19 protein-coding genes are annotated in these 20,567 nt (G+C 70.2%); 8 read left to right on the forward strand and 11 right to left on the reverse strand.

The genetic code is table 11. The annotated features are described in order from the left end of the window. Positions 1-42 precede the first annotated feature (42 nt). The 6 genes from AAFN86_RS22550 to AAFN86_RS22575 all read right to left on the reverse strand — a co-directional run bounded on the left by AAFN86_RS22550 (position 43) and on the right by AAFN86_RS22575 (position 3,226). Positions 43-516, reverse strand: coding sequence for a copper chaperone PCu(A)C (locus AAFN86_RS22550; protein WP_347545812.1), 474 nt, complete (start codon positions 514-516; stop codon positions 43-45). Positions 517-540: 24 nt separating this feature from the next. After that, positions 541-873 carry a hypothetical protein gene (locus AAFN86_RS22555; RefSeq protein WP_347545813.1) on the reverse strand — a complete coding sequence of 111 codons (333 nt, stop codon included), beginning with the start codon at positions 871-873 and terminating at the stop codon, positions 541-543. Between the two features lie 2 nt (positions 874-875). Continuing rightward, positions 876-1,382, reverse strand: coding sequence for a YcnI family protein (locus AAFN86_RS22560; protein WP_347545814.1), 507 nt, complete (start codon positions 1,380-1,382; stop codon positions 876-878). Between the two features lie 65 nt (positions 1,383-1,447). Further along, on the reverse strand, positions 1,448-1,822 hold the full coding sequence (locus AAFN86_RS22565) for a DUF2946 family protein (protein WP_347545815.1): 375 nt from the start codon (positions 1,820-1,822) through the stop codon (positions 1,448-1,450). 219 nt (positions 1,823-2,041) lie between these two features. Further along, positions 2,042-2,593, reverse strand: coding sequence for an RNA 2',3'-cyclic phosphodiesterase (gene thpR, locus AAFN86_RS22570; protein ID WP_347545816.1), 552 nt, complete (start codon positions 2,591-2,593; stop codon positions 2,042-2,044). A gap of 30 nt (positions 2,594-2,623) precedes the next feature. Then, the gene (locus AAFN86_RS22575) at positions 2,624-3,226 is read right to left on the reverse strand and encodes an arylesterase (RefSeq protein ID WP_347545817.1); all 603 of its coding nucleotides are present in this window, start codon (positions 3,224-3,226) and stop codon (positions 2,624-2,626) included. 76 nt (positions 3,227-3,302) lie between these two features. Here AAFN86_RS22575 and AAFN86_RS22580 point away from each other — a divergent pair, with 76 nt between their 5' ends. The 4 genes from AAFN86_RS22580 (at position 3,303) to AAFN86_RS22595 (ending at position 8,970) form a co-directional block, all read left to right on the forward strand. Further along, entirely contained in the window at positions 3,303-4,031 is a 729-nt protein-coding gene (locus AAFN86_RS22580; protein ID WP_347545818.1) for an ABC transporter ATP-binding protein, read from the forward strand. Between the two features lie 631 nt (positions 4,032-4,662). After that, entirely contained in the window at positions 4,663-7,161 is a 2,499-nt protein-coding gene (locus AAFN86_RS22585; protein ID WP_347545819.1) for an FtsX-like permease family protein, read from the forward strand. Positions 7,162-7,316: 155 nt separating this feature from the next. Further along, the gene (locus AAFN86_RS22590) at positions 7,317-7,919 is read left to right on the forward strand and encodes a hypothetical protein (RefSeq protein ID WP_347545820.1); all 603 of its coding nucleotides are present in this window, start codon (positions 7,317-7,319) and stop codon (positions 7,917-7,919) included. Positions 7,920-8,178: 259 nt separating this feature from the next. Beyond that, positions 8,179-8,970, forward strand: a complete 792-nt coding sequence (locus tag AAFN86_RS22595) for a Bax inhibitor-1/YccA family protein (protein WP_347545821.1) — start codon at positions 8,179-8,181, stop codon at positions 8,968-8,970. 90 nt (positions 8,971-9,060) lie between these two features. Here the strand turns inward: AAFN86_RS22595 and AAFN86_RS22600 are convergent, their stop codons facing one another. From AAFN86_RS22600 to AAFN86_RS22615, 4 genes are all read right to left on the reverse strand, one after another. Next, positions 9,061-9,867: a CarD family transcriptional regulator gene (locus tag AAFN86_RS22600; RefSeq protein WP_347545822.1), complete on the reverse strand. Its 807-nt coding sequence runs from the start codon at positions 9,865-9,867 to the stop codon at positions 9,061-9,063. A 398-nt stretch (positions 9,868-10,265) separates the two neighbouring features. Then, entirely contained in the window at positions 10,266-10,592 is a 327-nt protein-coding gene (fdxA, locus tag AAFN86_RS22605; protein ID WP_347545823.1) for a ferredoxin FdxA, read from the reverse strand. Positions 10,593-10,829: 237 nt separating this feature from the next. Continuing rightward, complete coding sequence (locus AAFN86_RS22610) at positions 10,830-11,135, reverse strand: RNA-binding S4 domain-containing protein (protein ID WP_347545824.1); 306 nt, start codon at positions 11,133-11,135, stop codon at positions 10,830-10,832. Position 11,136: 1 nt separating this feature from the next. Then, on the reverse strand, positions 11,137-14,022 hold the full coding sequence (locus AAFN86_RS22615; RefSeq protein ID WP_347545825.1) for a helicase-related protein: 2,886 nt from the start codon (positions 14,020-14,022) through the stop codon (positions 11,137-11,139). 91 nt (positions 14,023-14,113) lie between these two features. Between AAFN86_RS22615 and AAFN86_RS22620 the strand changes: the two genes are divergently transcribed. Then, on the forward strand, positions 14,114-15,229 hold the full coding sequence (locus AAFN86_RS22620) for an MFS transporter (RefSeq protein ID WP_347545826.1): 1,116 nt from the start codon (positions 14,114-14,116) through the stop codon (positions 15,227-15,229). A 271-nt stretch (positions 15,230-15,500) separates the two neighbouring features. Continuing rightward, positions 15,501-15,914 carry a nucleoside diphosphate kinase regulator gene (rnk, locus tag AAFN86_RS22625; protein ID WP_347545827.1) on the forward strand — a complete coding sequence of 138 codons (414 nt, stop codon included), beginning with the start codon at positions 15,501-15,503 and terminating at the stop codon, positions 15,912-15,914. Positions 15,915-15,981: 67 nt separating this feature from the next. On the opposite strand, the gene acnA is transcribed toward rnk, so the two are convergent. Continuing rightward, a complete protein-coding gene (gene acnA / locus AAFN86_RS22630) occupies positions 15,982-18,678 on the reverse strand; it encodes an aconitate hydratase AcnA (protein ID WP_347545828.1) in 2,697 nt (898 codons plus the stop codon). 102 nt (positions 18,679-18,780) lie between these two features. Here acnA and ccmA point away from each other — a divergent pair, with 102 nt between their 5' ends. Next, a complete protein-coding gene (ccmA, locus tag AAFN86_RS22635) occupies positions 18,781-19,392 on the forward strand; it encodes a heme ABC exporter ATP-binding protein CcmA (protein ID WP_347545829.1) in 612 nt (203 codons plus the stop codon). Then, complete coding sequence (gene ccmB, locus AAFN86_RS22640) at positions 19,389-20,048, forward strand: heme exporter protein CcmB (RefSeq protein WP_347545830.1); 660 nt, start codon at positions 19,389-19,391, stop codon at positions 20,046-20,048. The genes ccmA and ccmB overlap by 4 nt, the downstream gene beginning before the upstream one ends. Positions 20,049-20,567 lie beyond the last annotated feature (519 nt).

Here is a 20,567-nt window from a genome sequence, read left to right on the forward strand (position 1 = left end):
GCGGCAGCACCCGCCGGCGCCGGCCATGGCGATGTCCCGGGATCAGTGGGTATGCGTGCCGCTGCCGCGCGCACCCGCGGCCTCGACGGCCAACTCCACCTGCACCTCTCCCGCGCGTTCGAAGCGCAGCGTCAGCGGTACGCGGCTGCCTTGGGCCAGCGGGGCGGTCAGGCCGACCATCATGATGTGGAAGGCGCCGGGCTGCAGCGCCACGGTCTGGCCCGGCAGCACCGGGATGTCCTGCACGGGACGCATCCGCATCACGTCGCCGTCGCGCGTCATGGTGTGCAGTTCGACCGTGCGCGCGATCGGGCTGGACGCCGAGAGCAGCCGGTCGGGCTGGCCGCCGGTGTTGCGCAGTTGCATGAAGGCCGCGCCATTGCCGTTGGCACCGGCGGCGCGCGTCCAGGGATGGCCGATGGCGACGTCGCCGGCGGTGTAGTCATGCGCCGCGGCGGGCAGCGCGGCGATGGCGCCGGCGGCGATCAGCAGCGTGCGGCGGGTGATGGGGGTCATGGCGGTTCTCCTTTTGTCGACGTGTCAGCGGCTGGCCAGGCGATCGGGCCAAATCGGCTCGGCCTGCCCAGTGCGGGCTTCGATGCGACCGGCGAGGCGCGCGATACGCACCGTCTCCGCCGCGCCGGCGGCCGGGTCACCGGTCTCGCAAGCGGCCGTAGCGGCGGCGATGGCGCGGTCCAGTGCCGCTCCCTCCACCGCCGTCGCCTGGGCGCGCAGCGCAGCCGCCCAGGCTGTCGCGGGTCGCAGGGCCGCCGTGCAGACCGCGGTCAGCTCGGCGTTCAGAGCCTCGGTATCGCAGGCGCGGGCCAGCGGCGGGGCGGCGAGCACGAGGCCCGCCAGCAGGATGCTGCGCATGGTCAGCGCGGCGCCAGACGGATGGCGGCGGCCGGCGTCGGGTAGTCCGACAGCCGCGTCCCGGCCGCCGGCACCTGCGACCAGTCGGTGACGCGACCGCCTTCGCAGTCCTGGCGCACCGGGAACCAGATGGTCTCCCCGGCGCTGTCGGGCATGCGGATGCGCAGCACGAACTCGTCATAATGTTCGTTGGGAAGCCGGCCGCCTTCCCAGGTGACGGTGGCGAGATCCGGTACCGCGCCGTGGCCGGCGGGCGCTGCGGCGCCCGGCCGCGGCGTCAACACCAGCGTCCAGCCCGGCTTGGGCATGGGGTGCGTGGCCGTCACGCCCTCCGGCAGGGTGACGGTGATGCGCGTGGTGGCGGCATCGCCGCAGCCATGCGGTACGCGCAGTGTGGCACGCACATAGGCGAGCGGCGCGGCCTGGGCCGGGTCGAGCGTGACATGGGCGAAAGCAGGCGTTGCGGACAGGGCGGCGCACAGTGCCGCGGCGGCAGGAATCCTGGGCATGGGAAAGACCTTCGTCGGACGAGCGGAGAAAACCGCGCGCGCGGGCACGCGGCGGGCGGGGGTCGTCAGACGAAGGCGGGTGGGGCCCTGGGTGCGAAGGGCGGTGCGCGGGCCGCCTGCTTCAGCCCATGCGACGGCGTGATTTGCCAGCCAGACGTGATGGCGGTCCATGCCGGGCTGGCGACGATCGGCGCGGCAGGCAGGACGGCTTCCGGCAGCGCATGGCAGGCCGGGCAGAAGCCGTCGGTCGCCTCAGGTGCCGGCACTGCCGACCCATCCGGGCCAACATGCAGCGTGCGCATCCCGTCGGGCGAGCAGATCACCGTCTCGAGCCCCGCGGGTGCTGTGACCATCGCCAGGCAATGCGCTGGCGCCAGCACGACCTGCAGAAACAGGATCAAGGCAATCAGGCGCGCGACGGGGCGGAACACGGCGGTCACGCGCGAAGCCGTAACGCGGACCGATGCGGGCGGCAAGCACGACGCCGGCCGTCCCCCTTCTGCTCGATGCGGGGCATCGGGCCGCGAGCGCACAGCGCGCCCGCGACCTGACCGACCGTGGCCGCCAATGCAACGGTTCCTGGCGTGCAAGCCAAACCGGCGCCCGAGGTCAAGCAAGACTCAGTCCGGTGCCGCGTGATGCGCGTCTCGGATCGGGCGTCAGGCCGCCTTGCGCGCCATCAGGTCGTACTCGACCTCCGGCGTATAGACCGATGCCTCCTTGCCCAGGCGGGAGGAGAACAGCGTGAAGTATTCCACCTGCAGCGGTGCCGCGCGGAACAGGTTATGCGCCTGAACATAGGCGATGACCTTCTCCGGCGGCGCCCGGTCCGTCCGCGCGATCGTCACATGCGGGGAAAAGCGTTTGCGCTCGGGCGGTAGGCCGATGCGCTGCAACGCGGTCTCCACCTTGTTCTGCAGATGCGTCAGCGCGTCGTTGCGTTCCGCGCCGACCCACAGCGCATGGATCCGCCCCGCCTTCTCGAAGGTTCCGACGCCGCGCAGGGACAGGTCAAAGGCGGTGCCGCGGATGACGGAAAGCGCGTCGTCCACTTCTTGCGCGCGCCAGTTCTCGATCTCGCCGATGAAGCGCAACGTCAGGTGGTAGTTGTCGGGCGGAACCCATTTCGCCCCGGGAATGCCGCCCGCCAGGGCGGAAAGGTCGGCACGGCACTCGGCTGGAAGGCCCAGGGCAACGAACAGGCGCAGCATCTCTCGGCCCCCATTCAGGCCGGAAACGGGTCAGCCCGCGGGCACCCGCCCCAGCAGCGACTCGACTGACGGAATCATGCGACGGACCAGTTCCGCCACGCCAGCCTCATTCGGATGGATGCGGTCGGGCTGGTTCAACGCCGGGTTGCCGGCCACCCCATCCAGCAGGAAGGGATAGAACACCACCTCCGGCCGCGCCCCCGACAATCGCGTGAAACTGCCTGCGAATTCCCGCCCGTAATCAGCGCCGAGATTGGGCGGTGCGAGCATCCCCGCCAGCATCACCGGCAGCCCCCGCGCCTTCAGCGCATCGAGGATGGCGGCCAGGTTGGCCTCGGTGGCGCGCGGTTCGATCCCGCGCAGCCCGTCATTGCCGCCGAGCGCGACGATCACCGCATTGGGCCGTTCCGCCAGTGCCCAGTCGAGCCGCGCCCGCCCCCCCGCCGTGGTGTCGCCCGACACGCCGGCATCGATCACCGTCACCTGGTGGCCCTTGGCGCGCAGCGCAGCCTGCAACTGCGCCGGCAGCCCCTGCCCACGCGCCAGCCCATAGGCAGCGGTGATGGAATCGCCGAGCATCAGCAGCCGCAGTTCGGCCGCCTGTGCCGGGATGGCAGCGAGCAGCGGCAACACTCCGAAACAGGCTGAAAGTTTGCCAATGACGGCGCGGCGCCCATATCGGTTGGGAAGCCGCGGAATTCTGAACGACATGGATGCCCTTCCAAAGACCACCCCGACCACCGAGGGGCGCCAGGCCGGTGCGTCGCTGATCCTCGCCGCCGACCTGCATTTCAAGGTGAGGGCCCAGTCCGGCGAGATCAATATCCTGCACGGCATCGACCTCGCGGTCGGCACCGGGGAAGCCGTGGGCATCGTCGGGCCATCGGGGTCGGGCAAGACCTCGCTGCTGATGCTGCTGGCGGGGCTTGACCGCCCGACCGGCGGAACGCTGTCGGTCGCCGGCCACGACCTGACGCGCATGGATGAGGACGCGCTGGCCGTCTTCCGGCGCGAAACCGTCGGCATCGTCTTCCAGGCCTTCCACCTGATCCCCACTATGACGGCGATCGAGAACGTCGCCGTGCCGCTGGAATTCGACGGCCGCACCGATGCCTTCGACCGCGCGGAGGCGGCGCTCCGGAGCGTCGGGCTGGGCCATCGCCTGACGCATTACCCTGGCCAGCTTTCGGGCGGGGAACAGCAGCGCGTTGCCCTGGCGCGCGCCTTCGTCGCCGAACCGAAGCTGCTGCTGGCGGATGAGCCGACCGGCAATCTCGACCGCGCCACCGGCGCGCAGGTGATGGATCTGCTGTTCGGGCTGCGGGAGGCCTTCGGCACGACGCTGCTGCTGATCACCCACGACCCGCTGCTCGCCGAACGCTGCGAGCGGCAGGTGCGGATCGAGGATGGGCGGATCGTGGCGGACGGGGCGCGGTGATGGCGGGCTGGGGTGCGGAGAGGGACGCCGCCCCAGTGGCGCGAAGTTCGGGCACGGCGGCGCCTCGGAGAGGGGCTTTGCCCCTCTCCGGACCTCACCCCACCAAAGGCCTAAGGGCCTCTGGACACCTCGATTTGGCGCTGAACATCGTTGTTCGGCACGAGGGCGATGGTGCCATGCATGGCACCGATCGGGCTGGGCACAGTCCTCTGCGCAAAGCGCCAAAATCCCGCGGTCCAGGATTCCGTTGGCTCCTGGCGGGGTGGCTTGGAGGGGCAGGGCCCCTCCGATCTTCGCGCCTATGGGGCCTTGCCCTTCCCGGGACCTCACCCCGCCAAAGGCCGGTGGGCCTTTGGAAACCGATGCCCGGTGTTGGGCAAATCGGGCGGTTCGCCACGATGAAGGACGAGCCGCGCACGATCCCATTCCCCAATGGTGGTGCCCACCGCACAGTGCCGGTTCCCAGCTGCCCCGCCGTACCCAGCACCACAACCCGGCATTCCAAAGGCACACCGGCCTTTGGTGGGGGAGGTCCGGAGGGGGCAAAGCCCCCTCCGCTTCGCTGCCGCGTTGTCGCGCAACCGCGGCGACCTGCGGCACCCGTTCAACTCCCGCGCCTGGTCGCCACGCCATGAAGACCTTTGGCCTCGCGCTGCGCTTCGCCCGCCGTGATCTGCGCGGCGGCGTGAAGGGCCTGCGCATCGTGCTGGCCTGTCTTGCCCTTGGCGTCGCCGCCATTACCGCCGTCGGCACGCTGCGCGCGGGGGTCGAGGCCGGCATCACCGCCGATGGCGCGCGCATCCTGGGTGGCGAGGTCGAGGTTGCCTCCCAGCAGGGCCCGCTGCCGCAGCCGGCGGTCGACTGGCTCGCCGCGCACAGCGCGCGGCTGTCGCGCGTCACCGCCATGCGCGCCATGGCCGTAGCGCCCAGCGGTGATCGCACGCTGGTCGAACTCAAGGCGGTCGACGACGCTTATCCGCTGTTCGGTACATTGGTGCTCGACCCGCCCGGCCGCCTCGCGCCGAGGGAGGTGGTGGTGGAGCCCGTCGTCATCGACCGCCTCGGCCTCGCGCCGGGTGCCGAGATCCGCATCGGCGATGCGCGCTTCATCCTGCGCGGCACCGTCTCGGCCGAACCGGACAAGGTGGCCAGCCCCGCCATCTTCGGTCCACGGGCCATGATCGCCATGGCCGATCTCGAAGCGACGGCCCTGGTCCAGCCGGGCAGCCTGGTCACCTTCGAATACCGCGTGGCGCTGCCCGAGGGCGCCGATCGCAATGCCTTCGTGGCAAACTTCGGCGCCGCCTTCCCGCAGAATGGCTGGCGCATCCGCACCGCGGACGCCGCCGCGCCCTCGGTCAACCGCTTCGTGGACCGCGCCGCCTTCTTCCTGACTCTGGCGAGCCTGACGGCGCTGCTGGTCGGCGGCATCGGCGTGGCGACGGGCGTGCGGTCCTGGCTGGACCAGCGGGCGCGGACCATCGCCACGCTGCGCTGCCTCGGCGCGTCGCCGGGGGTGATCTTCACGACTTACCTGATGCAGGTGCTGGCCTTGGCCGGCGTCGGCATCGCCATCGGGTTGGCGGTCGGATTCGGGCTGACCATGGCTGCGGCGACGGCGCTGGCCGATGCGCTGCCGGTGCCGCCGCGGCTCGGCTTCTACCCCGCCGTGCTCGGACTTGCCGCGCTGTACGGGCTGCTGACGGCCTTCGCCTTCGCCATGTGGCCGCTCGGCCGGGCGATGGAAATCCCTGGTGCGGCGCTGTTCCGCGACACGCTGCAACCTGCCGGGGTACGCCCGCGCCTCGCATTGGTGGCGGCGACGGCACTGGCGGGCCTCGCGCTTGCGGTGCTGATCATCGGCACGGCGGAAAACCGCGCCTTCGCCGCCTATTTCGTCGCCGGCGCGGTGGCGACACTGATCGTCTTTCGCATCGGTGCCCTGGGGCTGATGGCCATCGCCCGACGCTTCCGCGCGGTGCGGCGGCCTTCGCTGCGGCTCGGCCTGGCCAATCTGCACCGGCCGGGCGCACCGACGCCGCTCATCCTCGTCTCGCTGGGCATCGGACTGACCACGCTCGCCGCCGTCGCGCTGATCGAGGGCAATATCCGCCGCCAGATCGCCGACCAACTGCCGGCGGCGGCGCCGAACTTCTATTTCATCGACATCCAGTCCGATCAGGCGCGCGACTTCGACCGCGTGGCGGCGGCGCAGCCCAGCGTCAGCGACGTCCGCCGGGTGCCATCCATGCGCGCGCGGATCGTCGCGGTGAATGGGGTGCCCGTCGAACAGGTCCGCGCCACGCCGGAATCCGCCTGGGCGCTGCGCGGCGACCGTGGCCTGACCTACGCCGCCACGCCACCCGAGGGTACGCGCATCGTCCAGGGCGCCTGGTGGCCGGCCGACTACCGTGGCGAGCCGCTGGTCTCCTTCGACGCCAACCTCGCGCGCGGCTGGGGGGTCGGGATCGGCGACACCATCACGGTCAGCGTGCTCGGCCGCGACATTCCCCTGCGCATCGCCAATCTGCGCGACATCGCCTGGCGCGGGCTGGGGCTGAACTTCGTGCTGGTCGCCTCGCCTGGCCTGCTTGAGGCCGCGCCGCACACCCACATCGCCACGCTGCGGTCCGATGCGGCACGGGAAGGCGCGGTGCTGCGCGCGATCAGCGAGGCTTTTCCGAACGTCTCCGGCATCCGGGTGCGCGATGCGCTGGAACAGGTGGCGGCCCTGCTGGCGCGCATCGGCACGGCGCTGTCGGCCACGGCGTCGCTGACGCTGGCGGCCGGGGCGCTGGTGTTGGCGGGGGCGGTGGCGGCCGGGCAGCGCCGCCGGGTGCGCGATGCGGTGGTGCTCAAGACCGTGGGCGCGACGCGCGCGCAGATCCGCCGCGCCTTCCTGGTGGAATTCGGGCTGCTGGGCGCGACCGCCGGGGTGATCGCCGCCGGCATCGGCACGGCCGCGGCCTGGGGCGTGGTGCGCTTCGTCATGGGGGGCGACTGGATCTTCCTGCCCGGGACGCTGGCGGCGGTGGTGCTGGCCTGCACGGCGCTGACCTTGGCGTTCGGCTATGCCGGCACGGCGCTGGCCTTGCGGGCACGGCCTGCGCCACTTCTGCGTAACGAATAGGCAGGCGGGCCGCGACAGGACCCCTCCGAACCGGCTGGAATCCCGCGTAGAATTCCGAAATCGGCCCGCTGCCGTGCCTACCGCATGCATGGCGCTTCCTGTAAGGTCCGCGCGGCCGAATTCAACCGGCTCCAGAATTCCATCGAGGATCTGCCATGTCGCAAACCCCCCGCTCGCGCCTGAAACTGGCGGCGATCATTGCCCTTCCGCTGCTCGGGCTCGGCGCCTGCGCCAGCACGCCGCCGCAGCCGGTCGAGCCGCCGGCGCCGACCGTCGTGTCCACCGCGAAGGAGGCCGTGGGCGTCGTCCGCAGCGTCAACGCGCGCACCCGGCAGATCGCCATCCGCACGCCGAGCAACGAGACGGTCACCGTCGTCGCCGGCCCCGAGGTGCAGAACTTCGCGCAGATCCGCCCCGGCAACCGCGTGCGCCTGCGCTTCGAGGAAGCGGTGGCCGTCCAGCTGACGCCGCGCGGCACGAACCTGCCGGCCGAAGTCGATGTCGGCGCCGCCCGCGCCGCCCCCGGCGGCCGCCCTGGCGCTGCGGTCGTGACGACGGTGCGCGACACCGTGACGATCAACTCGGTCGACACCACGGCGAACACGGTGACCTTCACCTCCTCGCGCGGCGTGCGCCGGACCCTGCCGGTCCGCACCCCGGAGATGCAGGCTTTCATCCGCACGATCCAGCCGGGTCAGCGCGTGAATGTCGCGATCTCCGAGGCGGTCGCCCTGTCGGTCGAGCCGGCCGAGCGCTGAGCCTGGTCAGGGGCCGCACCCGCGCGGTGTGGCCCCGGCATGGATGGCCGGCGTTCACCCGCCGGCCATTCCGGCATGCGATCCTGATCAGGACGGCAAGCCCAAGGGGGATGCAGCCAGGCGGCGCGCATCCCATATTTGCTGCGGCACTGACCGTCACCGATCCGCGGGCGCCTCGGTCTCCCGTTGATCAGGATGAAAAAGTGTCCATATTCTGTGTCAGCGGGGAATTATCCCCTTCGGAGGAGTTTTCCACACCATGGCCTTAGGTCCCGACACTCGATACACGACGGGTGCGCCTGGCTGGGGTCGCACCGCGACCGCCGACGCCGCCGCCGTCGATGCCGGCCTGCGGTCCTACATGCTCCGGGTCTACAATTGGATGGCCTCGGGGCTGCTGCTGACGGGCATCGTCGCCTATGTGGTCGCCTCGACCCCGGCGTTGATGAACATGTTCTGGTCGGTCGGCTTCGCTGCCAACGGCATGCGCGTCGTCAACCCGACGCTGCTCGGCTGGGCCGCGATGCTCTCGCCGCTCGCCTTCGTGCTGGTGCTGTCCTTCGGCATCAACAAGATGTCCAAGAGCACGGTGCAGATCCTGTTCTGGGCCTTCGCCGCGGCGATGGGCGCCAGCATGTCGAACATCTTCCTGCGCTACACGGGGCAGTCGATCGCCACGACCTTCTTCGTGACCTCGGCGATGTTCGCTGGCATCAGCCTGTACGGCTACACGACGAAGGCGGACCTGACGAAGCTGGGCAGCTTCATGATGATGGGCCTGATCGGCATCATCATCGCGTCGCTGGTCAACATGTTCCTGCAGTCGGGTGCGATGGCCTTCGCCATCAGCGTCATCGGCGTGGTCGTGTTCGTCGGCCTGACCGCCTATGACACGCAGCGGATCAAGGCGGACTACATCGCCTATTCCTACGCGGAAGGCACCGAGGAAGCCGGCAAGCGCAGCGTGATGGACGCACTGGCGCTGTACCTGAACTTCGTGAACCTGTTCCAGCTCCTGCTGTCCTTCATGGGCCAGCGCCAGAGCAACTGATCCTGGGCGCCGCAAGGCGGCCCAAATGAAAGGCCCCGGGGAGCGATCCCCGGGGCCTTTTTCAGTCTCGGTCCCCGTGGGGGCGCCGCTTCAGTCCTCGGCGTCGTCCAACTTGTCGCCGGGATCGCCCTTGGCCCCTTTGTCGGCCTTGCTGAGGTAGCTGAGGATCTTGTTGATCGCCCCTTGCTTGTCGGTCGCGTCGATCGCCGCGACCTCGGCGGCGAGGCGGTCCAGCGCCTGCTCGTAGATCTGGCGTTCGGAGAAGGACTGGTCTGGCTGGCCGGCGTTGCGATGCAGGTCGCGCACCACCTCGGCGATCTGCAGCGGGTCGCCGGAATTGATCTTCGCCTCATATTCCTGGGCGCGGCGGGACCACATGGTGCGCTTGATGCGCGCGCGGCCCTTCAGCGTGTCCAGCGCGATCTGCATCGCGGCCCCGGCGGCCAGCTTGCGCAGGCCCGAGGACGCCGCCTTGTTCACCGGGACGCGCAGCGTCATCCGGTTTTCCTCGAAGGTCACCACGATGACCTGCAGGGAATAGCCGGCGGCTTCCACCGTCTCGATGCCCTGGACCTGGCCCACGCCATGGGTCGGGTAGACGACATGGTCGCCGGCCTTGAAGTCCTCCTTCTGGCGCGGCGGCGCCTTGGCCGCGGCGGCGACCATCGCCGGCGCGGCGGACGGGCGCTGCGGCGGGCGATGCGGCGGCGGCGGGGAGACGATGGCGCGCGACGGCGGCGGCGGGATCGGCGTGCGTGACGGCGGGATCGGCGCGACGGGCGTTGTGACAGCCGCCGGCGGGTTGGCCGAGGGCGGCCGCGGCGGCGTCACAACAGGGGTCGGTGCCGGTGGCTTGGCGCTGGCCTTCGTCACCGGCTTGGCCGCGGGCTTCGTCACGGGGGTCACCTTGGTTGCCTGCGCCTTCGGGGCCGGCTTCGCGGCGGCCTTGGGCGCGGTCTTGGTCGGTACCTTGACTGCCTTGGCGGCAGCCTTCGGCTTGGCTTTCACGGCCGGCGCCGGGGCTTTGGTCTTTGGCTTGGCGGCGGGTGTCGCCTTGGCAGTGGTTCGGGACTTGGTCGGCGCCTTCGGGCGGGCCGTTGCCTTCATCGCGGAGTCGCTCCTGCTCCCGCGACGCCGGAAAGCGTCACGGTCGAGCCCATGCCTGAACGGGCGGGGCCGAAAATGCCGAGACCGTGGCGAACCACAGCCATGCATTTGAAACTATAGCAGAAAAAACCGTCCCCGTCACCCCGCGGAGAGGGACGGGCAACCGGCCACCCATGGCGGCCGCCCGATCATCCCGGATTCGGGCTGAACAGGTCCTTCTTGCCCGGCTTGTCCTTCCATTCATCCGCATCGTCGGGCGCTTCGCCCTTGCGGGTAATGTTCGGCCACTGGGTCGAGTAGGTCCGGTTCAGTTCAAGCCAGGCCGTCGCCTTGTCGTCGCTGTCGGGCACGATGGCCTCGGCCGGGCATTCCGGCTCGCAGACACCACAGTCGATGCATTCATCCGGATGGATGACCAGCATGTTCTCGCCAACGTAGAAGCAGTCCACCGGACAGACCTCCACGCAATCCATGTACTTGCACTTGATGCAGTTCTCGACGACGACGTAGGTCACGGGCGGAAAGCCCCCGGCGGTTGAGGTTGCGGCGCACACAAAATGGCTGCGCCATGGCGCGCTAGCAAGCCACCCGGCGCACATCGCGTTTCGATGACCGCAATAACCGGGCGCATCCGCGCGAACGCCTGGCTCGTGCGCCCTGCCTTGGAGCGCCGTCGAAGGTTGGCGGCCGGGCGCGGTCGCCCCGGCCCGCTGCGGGGCACCGGGCCGATCGGCGACAACCGGGGAAGCCGGCTATTGGCCGGGTTCGGCCGGCTCGGACAGGTCTTCATACAAGGCCCGCGCAATCGTCGCCGGTCCCCGCCGTTCGGCCAGCGCCAGCACGCGCCATATGGCGATGCGGCCGGCCTCGCCACGACCTTGGGCGATGGTCAGCACATCCCCCGGACGCACCCTCGCATGGGCCTTGTCGGTCGGCTGGCGGTTGATGTGCACCGCGCCGGATTCGATCAGCGTGGCACAATCGGCGCGCGTCTTGCGCAGGCGCGCGCACCACAGCCAGGCATCGAGGCGTTGCGCCTCGCGCCCGTCCTCGACCACGTCAGTCCTTTTTCAGCAGGCTGGCCAGGACGGCGAAGGGGCTGTCCGGGCGCGGCATGGAGGGTAATTGCACGCGCTCCTCCCGCGGGCGGCGCGGGCGGTCGCGGTCGCCGCCGGCATAAGCCGGCTTGCCGCCCTGACGCTGGTCGTTGCGTGGCGGTCGCTGATCCTGCCGCGGGGGGCGCTGGTCCTGGCGGGGCGGACGCTGGTCCTGGCGCGGCGCCTCGGTGCCGGCCTCGGCGGCGGGCGCACCTTCGGCAGCCGTTTGGGCGGCGTCCGGGCGGGGGCCACGACGGTCGTCTCGCCGCGGGCCACGCTGGTCGTCCCGCTTCGGGCCACGCTGGTCGTCGCGGCGTGGGCCGCGCTCCTGACCATCTGGGCGGGCGCCGCGCTCCTGCCCATCCCGGCGCGGGCCGCGGTGGTGCTCCTGCCGCGGTGGGCGGGCATGCGCGATGCGGGCCGGGGCCGGCGGACCGAAGGCGGTCTCCTCCAGCAATTCGGCCGGCATCAGGCGGAAGCCCATGGCGTCCAGCACCGGGCCGAGCATGTCGCCCTTGATACCCAGGCGGCTCGCGAGGTCGCCTGGCAGCAGCGCAGGTGCCCGGCGAGTCAGGTGCCCGATCTCGCCGGCGATGCGTTCCGCGACGTCGAGGCGCAGCAGAACGGGACCGGCCGGCAACCAGCCCATCGTCTCGGCGAAGCCGCGCGGCCAATCCTCCCGCACGGGGATGGCGATCAGGCCGCCGCCGGGCAGCTTCGGCGCCTCGATTCCGCGCAGCAGCGACCAGAGCTGCGCACGCAGCGCCATCGCCTTGGGCTTCATCGCCTCCGGCACGAACAGGGCATAGCGCCCGGCGCGGATGCCGATGGTCTTGAGCTTCTGGCGCAGGTCCGGCCGGATTTCCGGGTCCGTCCGGCCCATCGCCAAGCCCAGTTCCTCACGCAGCCGGAAGGCCGGGCCGCGCAGGGTGTTGTCCTCGGACGCCTTGCCCTCGGCGGTGAAGACAGCGCCGAGCTCGCGCTTGATCAGCGCCTCGAGCCAGGTCGCCAGCCGCTCGCGGATGCGTTCGCGCTGCGCGCCGTCGAGGAACTCGGAGGGAAGCACCTCCACCTGCGGCTTCGAAGGTTCCGAGCCGGGCTTGAGCTTCGCCACCTCGGCAATGTCGCCGAGGCCCGCCGGCATGTTCGGCGCGTGGGAATAGGCCCAGGTGACCTTGTGCGACGGCGTCAGCGCGAAGGCGTCGTCCTTGGCCGATTCCAGCATGGCGACGCGGCGGGGGATCTCGGCCGCGAGCGCACGGCGGGCGGCGCGGAGGACGACGCGGCGTTCATCCTCCTCGACCGTCGCGGAATCGGGTTCGAAGGCGAAGCCCTTCACCGTGCCGACCGGATGGCCTTCGACGACCACCTCGCCACGGCGGGTGACGGCGGAGAGCAGTTCCTCCTCGCCCTCATCCATCTTGCGGATGAGATGCGCGGCGCGGCGGTCGACGAAGCGGGCGGTCAGCGTCTCGTGCAGCGCGTCGGAGACCATGTCCTCCGCGCGCCGGGCATCGGCCTGGAGCGCGGGTGCGTCGTCGATCCAGTCGTTGCGCGCGGCGATGTAGGCCCACACCCGGATCGCGGTGATCCGCGCCATCAGCGTGTCGAGGTCGCCATCGGTGCGTTCCAGCACCGCGAGCGAACCCGTCACCCAGTCGCGCGGCAACTTCCCGTCGCGCGCCAGATGCGTGAACAGCTTGCTGCACAGCGCGGTGTGGCTGTCATCCGCCAGCTTGCGGAAATCCGGCACCTGGCAGGCTTCCCACAGCAGCCGCACGCGCGACATGGTGTCGGCCAGGCCACGCACATCCTGGTCGCGCGAGAGCGCTTCGAGCGTGATGTGATCGACCGCGTCATGGCCCTTGGCGAGGCCCGCCTGCGGCGGATTTTCGGCAAGGCTGCCGAGCAGCCCGTCGATGGACGTGAAATCGAGATCCGAATTGCGCCAGGCGAGCTGGGCGATCGGTTCGAATGCGTGGGTTTCGACCGCGGCGACGATCTCATCGGGCATGGCGGGGCATTCGGCGGTGGTGCCGAAGGATCCGTCCTTCATGCCGCGCCCGGCACGGCCGGCGATCTGCGCGACTTCCTGCGCGGTCAGCGGGCGGGGCTGCTGGCCGTCGAACTTGGACATGGCGGCAAAGGCGACATGGTCCACATCCATGTTCAGGCCCATGCCGATCGCGTCAGTCGCGACCAGGAAATCCACCTCGCGGTTCTGGTACAGCGCGACCTGCGCATTGCGCGTGCGCGGCGAGAGCCGGCCCATCACCACGGCGCAGCCGCCGCGACGACGGCGCACAGCCTCGGCGATGGCGTAGACCTCCTGCGCGCTGAAGGCGACGATGGCCGAGCGCGCGGGCAGGCGGGTCAGCTTGGCCGGGCCGGCATAGGTCAGCTGGGACAGGCGCGGGCGCGTCTCGATCTCGGCGCGCGGCACCAGCCGGCGCAGCAGGGGCGCGATGGTCTCCGCACCCAGGAACATCGTCTCGACCATGCCCCGCGCATGCAGCAGCCGGTCGGTGAAGACATGCCCGCGATCGGGGTCGGCGCAGAGCTGGATCTCATCCACCGCGAGGAATTCGACCGGGCGGTCCAGCGGCATCGCCTCGACCGTGCAGGCGAACCATTTCGCCTCGGGCGGGACGATCTTCTCCTCACCCGTGATCAGCGCGACGTGCTTTTCGCCCTTCTGCGCGACCATGCGGTCGTAGTTCTCGCGCGCCAGCAGGCGCAGCGGGAATCCGATGATGCCCGATGAATGCGCCAGCAGGCGCTCGATCGCGAGATGCGTCTTGCCGGTATTGGTTGGGCCGAGAACGGCCCGGACCCGAGGTTCAAACATTGCGCGCGGACGTTCCGAATTGGGGGGCGCGGCTTCCGTCGCATGGGGCGCGGCACTTGTCCATGGCGGGGGCGTCCGGCATGGCTGCAGCGTGACAACCTCCGCCCCGCGTTTCGCCATGTTGTTCATCGCGCAATTCGGCGCGGTGGGCGTGATGATGCCGTTCATTCCGCCGCTGATGGCCGCGGCGGGGCTGTCGGCCGGGCAGGTCGGCGGCGTGCTGGCGACGGGGGCGGCGGTACGGCTGGTGGCCGGGCCGGTGGGCGGGCGTGTCGCCGATGCGCTGGGACGACCGCGGGCGGTGATGGCGGGGGGCGCGCTGATCGCGGCCTTGGCAGCGTGCCTGTACGGCATCGCGCAGGATCTGCCCGGGTTGCTGGCGGCGAACCTGCTGATGGCGATGGGATTCGCGTCGGTCGTGCCGCTGGGCGATGCCTTGGCGCTGCGCGCGGCGCGGGAGGAAGGCTGGGATTACGGACGCGTGCGCGCGTTGGGGTCGGTGGCGTTCATCATCACGGCGGGCGCGGGCGGCTGGCTGGCGGAACGCGCCGGGGCGGGCAGCGTGGCCTGGCTGCTGGCGGGTGCGATGGCGACGGCCGGGCTGGCCGCGCTGGCGGTGCCCGTGGCGCGCGTGCCGGCGCGGCGCGGCGGCGGTGCGTTTCGCGCGGTCGTCGCCTTGCCGGAGTTCCGCCGGATTCTGTTGGTGGCGGGGCTGATCCAGGGCAGCCACGCGGCCTATTACGCATTCGGGTCGATCCATTGGGAACAAGCCGGGGTGCCGGCCACGGTGATCGGGCTGCTGTGGTCGTGGTCGGTGGTGGCCGAGGTGGCGCTGTTCGCCTGGGGGCGGGGGCTGGCGGATCGGTTGGGGCCACGGGGGCTGGCGCTGGTTGCCGCAGGCGCGGGGCTGATCCGCTGGGGGATCACGGCGCAGACCGTGGCGCTGCCGGCGCTCGTTGTGGCGCAGGCGCTGCACGCGTTGACCTTCGGGGCGATGCACCTGGCGACGATGCGGGTGATGCAGCAGGCGATCCCGCCGGCGGTGGCCGGGACGGCGCAGACCTTGTTGGCCGCGGGGATCGGGGCGGTGATGATGGTCGCGACGCTGCTGGCCGGGCAGGCCTATGCGGTCTTCGGGGCGGCGGTGTTCTGGGGCATGGCCGCGATGTGCGGCGCGGCCATCCTGCTGCGGCTGCGCGCCGCGTGACGCAACGCCCCGCGCGGTTCAGCGCCGCGTCTGCGGCGAGCAGCCGAGCGGGAAGCGGCCATAGTCTGGATTGTTCTTGCCGCTGCCGGCCTTGATCGCGCTGCGAGGCGGGCCGATCTATGGGGCATGGTGCTGACCGCCACTCTCCGTCGCCGTCTTGCCCATGCGGGGTGCCTGATCGCGGGCCGCTGACCCCGGAGGTTGCGCGCGCCCTGCGCCGCCGCCGCCGGGGACCGCTTCATCCCGTCACCGCGATACCCACGGATTTCCCATGATCGAAGCCACTGTCCGGCGCGCCGCGCCGCGCCGCCCGTCCATCCTGCTGTCCGAGGACGACCACGGCATCCTCGTCGGCCTGGCCATCCGCGATGCACGCCGCAACCCCGAAGCCGCCCGCCTGCTGATGGAGGAAGCCGACCGCGCCGAGGTGGTGCCGGCCGCGCGACTGCCGTCCAACGTCGTGGCACTGGGGTCCCATGTCGTCTTCACCGACGAGGCGCATGGCGTCACCCGGACCGTGCAACTCGTGCTGCCCTCGGAAGCCGATATCGGCCAGGGGCGCATCTCGATCCTGTCGCTGGTCGGCGCCGGGCTGATCGGGTTGAAGGCCGGACAATCGATCGACTGGCCGACGCAGGATGGCCGGTTGCGGCGGCTGAGCGTCACGCAGGTGACGGCCGGCTGAACGCGCGAAGGGCGCGGCACCCAATGGCGCCGCGCCCTTCCCTGAATTCCGGCGATGTCGTCGCGGCTTACGCCGCCTTCGCCATCCCGCGCAGCACGTAGTGCAGGATGCCGCCGTTCTTGTAGTACTCGACCTCGTCCGCCGTATCGACGCGGCACATAACCTGCGTCTTCACCTGCGTCCCGTCGGCCCGGGTGATGACCACATCCATCATCATGCGCGGGGACAGGTTCTCCACGCCCAGGATGTCGATGGTCTCGTCGCCGGTCAGGCCGAGCGTCGCGCGGCTCTCGCCTTCCTTGAACACCAGCGGCAGCACGCCCATGCCGACCAGGTTCGACCGGTGGATGCGCTCGAAGCTTTCCGCGATCACCGCCTTCACGCCGAGCAGGAAGGTCCCCTTCGCCGCCCAGTCGCGCGACGACCCGGTGCCGTATTCCTTGCCGCCGAGCACGACCAGCGGCACGCCCTCAGCCTTGTACTTCATCGCCACGTCGTAGATCGGCGCCACGGTGCCCGACGGGTAGTGCTTGGAGATGCCGCCTTCGACGCCCGGCACCATCTCGTTCTTGATGCGGATGTTGGCAAAGGTGCCGCGCATCATGACCTGGTGGTTGCCGCGCCGCGCGCCATAGGAGTTGAAGTCGTCCTGCCGCACCTGGTGTTCCAGCAGGTATTCACCCGCCGGCGACGCCTTCTTGATCGAACCGGCCGGGGAGATGTGGTCGGTGGTGATGCTGTCCGCCAACTGGGCGAGGATGCGCGCACCCTTCACGTCGCCGGTCGGCTTCGGGTCCATCGTCATGCCCTCGAAGTAGGGCGGGTTCTGGACGTAGGTGGAGCCCGAGTTCCAGCGATAGGTGTCGCTGTCCGCATCGACGCGGATCGCCTGCCACTGCGCCGGGCCCTTGAACACGTCGCCGTAGCGTTCCTGGAACATCTCGCGCGTGACGACGGCGTGCACCGTGTCGTTCACTTCCTTCTGGGTCGGCCAGATGTCCTTCAGGAACACCGGCTGGCCATCCTTGCCGGCGCCGATCGGTTCCTTCGACAGGTCCTTCTTCACCGTGCCGGCGAGCGAGTAGGCGACCACCAGCGGCGGGGAAGCGAGGTAGTTGGCGCGGACATTGGCATGCACCCGGCCTTCGAAGTTGCGGTTGCCCGACAGCACCGAGGTAACGACCAGCTTGTTGCCCTCGACCGCATCGACGATCGGTTCGGCCAGCGGGCCGGAATTGCCGATGCAGGTTGTGCAGCCATAGCCGACGGTCTGGAAGCCCAGCGCGTCGAGATAGGTGGTGAGCCCGGACTTGTTCAGGTACTCGGTCACCACCTGCGACCCGGGCGCGAGCGAGGTCTTCACCCACGGCTTCGCCGTCAGCCCCTTCTCCACCGCCTTCTTGGCCACCAGGCCGGCGGCCACGAGCACATAGGGGTTGGAGGTGTTGGTGCAGGAGGTGATCGCCGCGATCACCACGTCGCCATGGCCGAGGTCGTAATTCGCCCCCGCCACCGGCACGCGCAGCTCGGCCTTGTCGCCCGGCACGCCCATCGTCCCGGCCGCGAGGTCCTTGCCGAAGGCAGTGCCAACATTGCTCAGCGCCACGCGGTCCTGCGGACGCTTCGGCCCGGCCATGGAGGGTTCTACGGTGGACAGGTCGAGTTCCAGCGTGTCGGTGAACACCGGATCCGGCGAATCCGCCTCACGGAACATCCCCTGCGCCTTCAGATAGTCGCGCGTCAGGTTGATGCGGTGCTCGTCACGCCCGGACAGGCGCAGGTAGTCGAGCGTCGTCTCGTCGACCGGGAAGAAGCCGCAGGTGGCGCCGTATTCGGGGGCCATGTTGCCGATCGTCGCGCGGTCGGCCAGCGGCAGATGCGCGAGGCCGGGGCCGTAGAACTCGACGAACTTGCCGACCACGCCCTTCTTGCGGAGCATCTGCGTGACCGTCAGCACCAGGTCGGTGGCGGTCATGCCTTCCTTCAGCTTGCCGATCAGCTTGAAGCCGATGACGTCGGGGATCAGCATGGCGATCGGCTGGCCGAGCATCGCCGCCTCGGCCTCGATGCCGCCGACGCCCCAGCCCAGCACGCCGAGGCCGTTGACCATGGTGGTGTGGCTGTCGGTGCCGTAGCAGGAATCCGGGAAGGCGAAGGTCTCGCCGGTGTCGGTCGCGGTCCAGACAACCTGCGCGAGGTATTCCAGGTTCACCTGGTGGCAGATGCCAGTGCCGGGCGGCACGACGCGGAAATTGTTGAAGGCTTCCTGGCCCCAGCGGAGGAATTCATAGCGCTCGCCATTGCGCTCGAACTCGACATCGACGTTCTTCTGCAGGGAGGAGGCGGAACCCGAGAAATCCACCATCACCGAATGGTCGATGACGAGGTCGACCGGCACCAGCGGGTTCACCTTGCGCGGGTCGCCGCCAAGCTTGAGCAGCGCGTCGCGCATCGCGGCGAGGTCCACCACCGCGGGCACGCCGGTGAAGTCCTGCAGCAGGATGCGGGCGGGGCGGAATGGCACTTCCTTTGTGGAACGGCCTTCCTTCACCCACTCCGCGATCTTCTTCGCGTCGTCCACGGTGTAGGACCGGCCATCCTCGAAGCGCAGCACGTTCTCGAGCAGCACCTTGAGGCTGTAGGGCAGGCGGGTGATGTCGCCGATGCTCTTGGCCGCCTCGGGCAGGCTGAAGTAGTGATAGGTCTTGCCGTCCACCGCGAGGGTACGGCGGGTCTTCAGGCTGTCCTGCCCGATCATCCGCATGGCTGAGGTGCCCTTCCTTGCTTCAAGACCGCCGTTCGCGGCCGCACAAACGGCGGGTTTAAAGCATGGCGGCCGGCGGCGGTCCATGGATGGGGGCGGGTTTTGGCTGAACCGGGCGATACGGTGCTTGCGGCGCGCGACCTCGCCTGCCTGCGCGGGGAGCGGGCGGTCTTCGCCGGCCTGTCCCTGGCCGTTCCCCCCGGTGCGGCGCTGCTGCTGACCGGGGCCAATGGCGCCGGCAAATCCACGCTGCTGCGCATCCTGGCCGGGCTGCTGCGCCCCGCCGAGGGCGCGGTTACCTGGGCCGGGGCCGACATCGCCGCCGAGCCCGCCGCCCATGCCGCCAGGCTGCGCTATCTGTCGCACCAGGATGCGCTGAAGCCTGCGCTGACGGTGGCGGAAAACCTCGCCTTCTTCGCGGGGCTGTGGGGCGGGGCGGTGGGCCCGGCGCTGGACGCCCTGGCGCTCGGCGCGCTCGCCGACCTGCCGGCGCGGGTATTGTCCTCCGGCCAGAAGCGGCGGCTGGCGCTGGCGCGGCTTGCGCTGGCCCCGGTGCCGCTGTGGCTGCTGGATGAACCCACCACGGGGCTCGATGCCGCTTCGGTGGATCGGCTTGGCCCGCTGCTGGCGGCCCATCGCTCGGCCGGGGGCATCGTCGTGGCGGCGACGCATATTCCGCTGCCATTGCCCGATGCGCGGGAAATTCGGCTGTGAGGGCTTTCGCCGCGCTGCTGGGGCGAGAGATCCGCCTCGCCCTGCGCCACCCGGCCGATACGCTGGCGGCGGTGCTGTTCTTCGTGCTGGTGGCCGCGCTGTTCCCCTTCGGCGTCGGGCCGGCGCCGGAGACCCTGGCCCGCCTCGCTCCGGGGGCGTTGTTTGCGGCGGCACTCCTGGCTGCCCTGTTGCCGCTCGACCGACTGTTCGGCGCGGATGCGGAAGATGGCACGCTCGACCAATTGCTGCTGTCGGGCCTGCCGCGCGCGGGAATCGCGGCGGCCAAGGCGCTGGGGCATTGGATCACCACCGGCCTGCCGCTGCTCGCGGCCACGCCGGTTGCCGCCGCCCTGCTGAACCTGCCGGTCGAGGCCTGGGGCGCGGCTTTGGCTGCGCTGGCGCTGGCGACCGCGCTGCTGTCGCTGCTCGGGACAGTCGGGGCGGCGCTGACGCTGGGCGCGAGGCGGGGCGGCGTGCTGCTGCCGCTGCTGGTGCTGCCGCTGGCGATTCCGGCGGTGATCTTCGGTGCTGCGGCGATCGAGGCGGCGGCGGCGGGATTGTCGCCGACACCCTTCCTGCTGTTGCTCGCGGCCGGGGTGTCGCTGGCGGCGCCGTTGGCGCCGCTCGCGGCGGGGGCAGCGCTGACGGCGGAATAGCCGGCTCGGCATGCGCCGGTGGCCGTTCACAATCCGAGACCTGCCGCGCGAATCACAACAAGTTGAAAGCCTGCCGAGGCGGTTGTCCGGTGCCCGAACCCCGCGATCCACGGCGTTGGATGCACGCGCAGCGTGAAACGGAGCTCCGGCCAGCGAGCTTGCCTCGGTCCCGGAATGGCCGGGACCCGGCGGTTAGGGGTTATTCGTTACGAAATTGAATTATCATGCAATGTTTGAATGCAACTATAGCGTGTAATTAAAGCGGATTTGCTCAATGGGCGAACACGCTGGACACACATTCTCGTATTTGCGACAGAGCAACGCGGTTTGCGGAAGCAAATCGTCTCAAATTTCCTCTTTAGGCTGATTTATGTATCATTCCGTCGCCCGATCTGACCGAGCGAATGCCGGTTCCGCCGTCCCGGCGGGCCGTCGATCCTCGGCGCGGATCGCGCGGCGGCTGACCGTCGCGGCTCGGCGCGGGGCGCGTCTCGCTCCACGCGACGCCGTGCCGGCACC

Source organism: Roseomonas sp. CAU 1739, from assembly GCF_039839775.1.
In the GTDB taxonomy this organism is placed as follows: Bacteria; Pseudomonadota; Alphaproteobacteria; order Acetobacterales; family Acetobacteraceae; genus Neoroseomonas.

Excerpts from the sequence above, each read along its gene's own strand:
- AAFN86_RS22550 (WP_347545812.1), bottom strand. The coding sequence starts at position 516 with ATGACCCCCATCACCCGCCGCACGCTGCTGATCGCCGCCGGCGCCATC.
- AAFN86_RS22555 (WP_347545813.1), bottom strand. The coding sequence starts at position 873 with ATGCGCAGCATCCTGCTGGCGGGCCTCGTGCTCGCCGCCCCGCCGCTG.
- AAFN86_RS22560 (WP_347545814.1), bottom strand. The coding sequence starts at position 1,382 with ATGCCCAGGATTCCTGCCGCCGCGGCACTGTGCGCCGCCCTGTCCGCA.
- thpR (WP_347545816.1), bottom strand. The coding sequence starts at position 2,593 with ATGCTGCGCCTGTTCGTTGCCCTGGGCCTTCCAGCCGAGTGCCGTGCC.
- AAFN86_RS22580 (WP_347545818.1), top strand. The coding sequence starts at position 3,303 with ATGGATGCCCTTCCAAAGACCACCCCGACCACCGAGGGGCGCCAGGCC.
- AAFN86_RS22585 (WP_347545819.1), top strand. The coding sequence starts at position 4,663 with ATGAAGACCTTTGGCCTCGCGCTGCGCTTCGCCCGCCGTGATCTGCGC.
- AAFN86_RS22590 (WP_347545820.1), top strand. The coding sequence starts at position 7,317 with ATGTCGCAAACCCCCCGCTCGCGCCTGAAACTGGCGGCGATCATTGCC.
- AAFN86_RS22595 (WP_347545821.1), top strand. The coding sequence starts at position 8,179 with ATGGCCTTAGGTCCCGACACTCGATACACGACGGGTGCGCCTGGCTGG.
- AAFN86_RS22615 (WP_347545825.1), bottom strand. The coding sequence starts at position 14,022 with ATGTTTGAACCTCGGGTCCGGGCCGTTCTCGGCCCAACCAATACCGGC.
- rnk (WP_347545827.1), top strand. The coding sequence starts at position 15,501 with ATGATCGAAGCCACTGTCCGGCGCGCCGCGCCGCGCCGCCCGTCCATC.
- acnA (WP_347545828.1), bottom strand. The coding sequence starts at position 18,678 with ATGCGGATGATCGGGCAGGACAGCCTGAAGACCCGCCGTACCCTCGCG.